The organism is Aeromonas sp. HMWF015 (assembly GCF_963878965.1).
Lineage (GTDB): Bacteria > Pseudomonadota > Gammaproteobacteria > Enterobacterales > Aeromonadaceae > Aeromonas > Aeromonas veronii.
The window spans coordinates 2,643-7,276 of the sequence record NZ_CAWNZT010000441.1 but is presented as its reverse complement, the minus strand read 5'-3'; the positions used below and the strand labels follow the sequence as shown (position 1 = coordinate 7,276).

Sequence of the window (4,634 nt, the reverse complement as noted above, 5' to 3'; positions counted from 1 at the left end):
GGCGTAACCGAGTTGGCGACGAATCAGAAACTGATTCTGGTAGCCGGTCGATACGAAGGTATCGATGAACGCGTGATACAAACCGAAGTCGACGAAGAGTGGTCTATCGGGGATTACGTGTTAAGTGGTGGCGAGTTGCCTGCCATGACCCTGATCGATGCGGTTTCGCGTCTGGTACCCGGGGTTTTGGGCGATCAGGCCAGTGCCGAGCAAGACTCCTTTACGGATGGCTTGCTGGATCATCCCCACTATACTCGGCCGGAGGTGTTGGATGGATTGGCGGTGCCCGAGGCGCTGACAAGCGGCAATCACGAAGTGATTCGACGCTGGCGTCTCAAGCAGTCGCTCGGACGAACCTGGCAAAGAAGGCCGGAACTTATTAACAACCTAGCTCTGACTGACGAGCAAGAATCACTTCTTGCCGAGTATGTCCGCGAAGTGCGTGACAGCGTTAAGTAGAGTTTTCAGTTTATCCTAGGTAAGGAAAGACAATGAGCAAGATTATTCAGCAGCTTGAACAAGAGCAACTGCGTACCGACATCCCGGCTTTTGCCCAGGGCGACACTGTACGTGTTCAAGTTCGTGTTAAAGAAGGTGGTAAAGAGCGTCTGCAGGCTTTCGAAGGCATCGTTATTGCCAAGCGTAACCGCGGTCTGCACTCTGCTTTCACCGTTCGCAAGATCTCCAACGGCGAAGGTGTTGAGCGTGTATTCCAGACTCACTCTCCGCTGATCCACAGTGTAGAACTGAAGCGTCGTGGTGATGTTCGCCGCGCCAAACTGTACTACCTGCGCAACCTGTCCGGCAAAGCTGCTCGTATCAAAGAGAAGCTCAACTAATTCGATTCGAATTGGTGTCGGTATGTCGGCAAATAGCTCGACAGGTAGTGAAAAGGCTCGCCAATGGCGAGCCTTTTTTGTATCCGTCTATTGGCTATCTGGGGGCCGTTACTGGATGACCCGAACTACCGAGTTGTCGCGTCCGAAGGGGCCTGGCACATAGTCGTCGGCTGCCCAGTCATTCTCGTAGAGGGTTTCCCCTGCCGGAGTGATGAGCTGGTAGCAATATTCAAAGTAGCCCGGGCCGTCGGTCGGCAGATTGAGGGTGGCTTTGAACTCGCCGCTCTTCATGCGTTTCAGCTCGACCGGTTGCCACTGGGTGAACTCGCCGATCAGCATCACCTGTTCCGCTCCTGCAGCCGCCTCTTTCTCTACGGCAAAGGTCACCTTGACCTCGGGCTTGGACTTCAAAAACTGTTTGATCAGTGGCATGACGCCTCCTTGTCTGTGAGTTAAAAATGGCTCCTGTCTATTTTTATACCACCATATGACAAAGATGTTGATAAGGCAGATCAAGTCGGCAAGGCAAAATAGCGTTGCAGCAAACTGTGGGTGAAGTCGATCTTGAGATAGAAGCCGCGGGGCAGGGTCATGATGGGTTGACCATCGCGGCCGATGGCGCGAGTCAGCGCCTTGTTGTTGGCCGCCTTGGGCCGCAGTTGCATCACCTGGCCGTGGCGTGCGCTGATCTGCTCCACTGCTCCCAGCACTATCATGTCCATCAGCTCCTCCCAGTCCTGACGCAGTAGCCGATCTTCCTCTTCATTCGGGCTCCACATCAGTGGCATGCCGACTCGCCGCTCGCCAACCGGGATCTCGCGACTGCCTTCCACCGGGATCCAGAGCACCCGGGAGAGCTTGTTGCGCACGTTGGACTCCTCCCAGCGCTGGCCGCTGACGCCGATCAGCGGGGCAACGCAGACGAAGGTGGTCTCCAGCGGTTTGCCTTGAGGATCCACGGGGATCGTCTTGAGTTCGATCCCCAGTTCCGGGAAGTCCTGCTCCGGCTTGCTCCCGGCGCTGGCCCCCAGTTGCAGCTCGATCAACTGACCGACCCACCCCTTGTCACGGCGCAGGTCTTTGGGCACAGCGACGCCAGCCTCGGCGGCCAGCTGCGCCAGCGTGAAGCCGGCCATGGCATAGGCGCGGCTCAATAACTCCTGCTCGGATTGGGGATTGCTTGGCATAGTTGGCTCCATCTTGCTCACCATATTCTAACAGGGGAGGATCCCGAGAAGGATCGCTGTTTTTATAACCGATCCTGAGTGGATAAGATCAAATGCAGAGAATTTGGGGGCTATTAGTTCATCATTATGATTTTAAAGGATTTTGTCTGTTTTATCGAGCAGTAAGCCAGGTCTGGTTTGACCTCGAAATAGTTGTCCAAGGGTTTGTGCATGATGTTACACACAGTTATCCACAGAAATCTTGGATAAGTGGATGAAAGTGGGTGGAGTCGCTGATATGTTACAAAAAATTGTGAATGCCACCCCATTTTTACAGGGTAAACGGGGTAGATATTGTGCCACTCCTGTGGATAATTTCGCCGCGGCGGATCTTTGAGCAGTTGAACTTGTTCACAATCCGGATCATGGATCTGGCTCTTGGTGGAACATGGATCTAGATCCAGTTGTTTCATCTCAAGCTTATAAAAAATAATGAATTTTTATATTTCATGTCGAGTGGTGATACGGAGGGGCACTTTTCGCGTACAGTTAAAAAGTACTGTATATACCCGTTTGTTAACAGCTTTATGCACAGCCTGGGTGGGCAACTTGGGGGAGCGGATCCTTGGATTTGTTTATAAGTATGTTTGAAATTGAAAGTTATTCATGAAACAGGGGATTCACTCCTTGTTTGCTGCCACGGGGTGAATGTGGAACAATCTCCTTATAGATTCAGCCTTTATAAGGTGATCACGTGATTGATGGCGACGGATTTCGTCCCAATGTCGGTATCGTGATCTGTAACCGTGAAGGACAAGTGTTGTGGGCTAAACGCTATGGGCAGCACTCCTGGCAGTTTCCGCAGGGGGGGGTTGATGATGGTGAAACGCCAGAGCAGGCCATGTATCGAGAGCTGTATGAGGAGATTGGCCTCAAGCCCGAAGATGTGACCATCATGGCCACCAGTCGTAACTGGCTAAAGTACCGTTTACCCAAACGTCTTGTCCGCTGGGACAGTTCACCGGTCTGTATTGGCCAAAAACAAAAATGGTTCCTGTTACAGCTGAATTCGGGCAAGGAGTCGCGGATCCAGTTCGGCTGTCATGGCCATCCCGAATTTGACGACTGGCGTTGGGTCAGCTTTTGGTACCCGGTGCGGCAGGTCGTCTCGTTCAAGCGGGAGGTTTATCGCCGGGTCATGAAAGAGTTTGCCCCGCTGGCGATGCCAGTGCCGGCAGTGCAGGTCAACAAGAAGGATGGGCGGCGCAACCGCGCCCGTTAAGGAGCACAGATTAGTTGTTAACGGAACTGAGACGTATCGTCGAGAGCATGGCCGAGGCCAATACCCTCGAGCAGGCCTTGCAGGCATTGGTGAGCCAGACCCGGCACGCCATGGCAGTGGACTGCTGCTCCGTCTATGTCTCGGAACCCGAGGTGCGCTGCTATCGCCTGGCGGCTACCGACGGCTTGGCCCCGTCCGCAGTCGGCAAGGTGACCCTGCCCTACGAGCAGGGCATCGTCGGTCTGGTGGGTCAGCGGGAAGAGCTGATCAACCTGGCTGATGCCCCCGCGCATCCCAGTTTCAAATTCCTGCCCGATGTGGCCGAAGAGGCGTTCCGCTCCTTCCTCGGTGCCCCCATCATGCACCAGCGTCAGGTGGTTGGCATTCTGGTGGTGCAGCAGAAGGAGAGTCGCCGCTTCGATGAGGGGGAAGAGTCCTTCATGGTCACACTGGCGGCCCAGCTGGCGGCGCGGATCGCTCAGGCGCAGGCCAAGGGGTGGTTGCAGAAGACCGACTGGAGCAAGCCGCTGCGCGGTATTGCCGGTGCCAGCGGCATCGCTATGGCCAAGGCTTGGGTGTGGCGGCCCCGGAAGGCGCTCTCGTCCATTACCCCGCGCAAGGATGAAGACCATGCCAGCCAGCTGGCACGGCTGGAGCTGGCGGTTGAGGAGGTGCGGCACGACTTGGAGAGTCTGGCGCTGCGTTTTCGCGAGAGCTACAGCCAGGATTCGGTGGCGATTTTCGATATCTACCTCCATCTGCTGAACGATCCAAGCTATATCAAGCCCATTCGCAACAAGGTGAGCAAGGAGCACTGGACTGCGGTATCTGCGGTCAAGCTGATCAGCGATCGCTTGATCGAGCAGTTCAAGGGGATGAAGGATCCCTACCTGCAGGAGCGCTCCACCGACGTGAAGGATATTGCCCAGCGGCTGATCAGCCGACTGGTGCAGAATGAACCGGAACATATCTCCATCGGCGAGCCGGTGGTGCTGGTTGCCGACGAGGTGACAGCCACCATTCTGGCGGAAGTGCCCCGCGAGTATCTGACCGGGGTGGTCTCGCTCAAGGGGGGAACCAACTCCCATGCGGCCATTCTGGCCCGCGCCATGGGGGTGGCCGCCATCATGGGGGTAGATCTGCCCCTTGGTGACATCGGTGGTCGCATGCTGGTCGTCGATGGCTACAGCGGCGATCTCTTCATCGAGCCCAATCAGGTGATCCTGACCGAGTATCGTCAGCTGCTGAGCGAAGAGCGGGCCCTCGATACCCTGGTGCGCAGTGTCGACAATCTGCCATCCGAGACGGCCGACGGCACCAAGGTCTCCCTGCTGCTCAACGCCGGTC

General features: G+C 55.8%; 6 protein-coding genes. 4 read left to right on the top strand and 2 right to left on the bottom strand.

Annotated features, from left to right (window positions below):
• Together trmD and rplS are read left to right on the top strand one after the other, a co-directional pair.
• The coding region (trmD, locus tag AACS18_RS22800; protein ID WP_258228802.1) for a tRNA (guanosine(37)-N1)-methyltransferase TrmD at positions 1–459 on the top strand (459 nt) is incomplete at its 5' end.
• 32 nt (positions 460–491) lie between these two features.
• Positions 492–839 carry a 50S ribosomal protein L19 gene (gene rplS, locus AACS18_RS22795; RefSeq protein WP_005313505.1) on the top strand — a complete coding sequence of 116 codons (348 nt, stop codon included), beginning with the start codon at positions 492–494 and terminating at the stop codon, positions 837–839.
• 108 nt (positions 840–947) lie between these two features.
• Here rplS and AACS18_RS22790 read toward each other — a convergent pair whose 3' ends face one another.
• Positions 948–1,271, bottom strand: a complete 324-nt coding sequence (locus AACS18_RS22790; RefSeq protein WP_005348910.1) for an isoamylase early set domain-containing protein — start codon at positions 1,269–1,271, stop codon at positions 948–950.
• Positions 1,272–1,351: 80 nt separating this feature from the next.
• Positions 1,352–2,026, bottom strand: a complete 675-nt coding sequence (gene mutH, locus AACS18_RS22785; RefSeq protein WP_108613392.1) for a DNA mismatch repair endonuclease MutH — start codon at positions 2,024–2,026, stop codon at positions 1,352–1,354.
• 733 nt (positions 2,027–2,759) lie between these two features.
• Between mutH and rppH the strand changes: the two genes are divergently transcribed.
• Together rppH and AACS18_RS23780 are read left to right on the top strand one after the other, a co-directional pair.
• Positions 2,760–3,287 carry an RNA pyrophosphohydrolase gene (rppH, locus tag AACS18_RS22780; RefSeq protein WP_005340421.1) on the top strand — a complete coding sequence of 176 codons (528 nt, stop codon included), beginning with the start codon at positions 2,760–2,762 and terminating at the stop codon, positions 3,285–3,287.
• A gap of 14 nt (positions 3,288–3,301) precedes the next feature.
• Positions 3,302–4,634 (top strand): phosphoenolpyruvate-utilizing N-terminal domain-containing protein (locus AACS18_RS23780; protein WP_374956626.1); only part of this gene is annotated, 1,333 nt, incomplete at its 3' end.

What these genes read in the sequence shown, in the direction of transcription:
- mutH (WP_108613392.1), bottom strand. Translation starts at nt 2,026, where the DNA reads ATGCCAAGCAATCCCCAATCCGAGCAGGAGTTATTGAGCCGCGCCTAT.
- rplS (WP_005313505.1), top strand. Translation starts at nt 492, where the DNA reads ATGAGCAAGATTATTCAGCAGCTTGAACAAGAGCAACTGCGTACCGAC.
- AACS18_RS22790 (WP_005348910.1), bottom strand. Translation starts at nt 1,271, where the DNA reads ATGCCACTGATCAAACAGTTTTTGAAGTCCAAGCCCGAGGTCAAGGTG.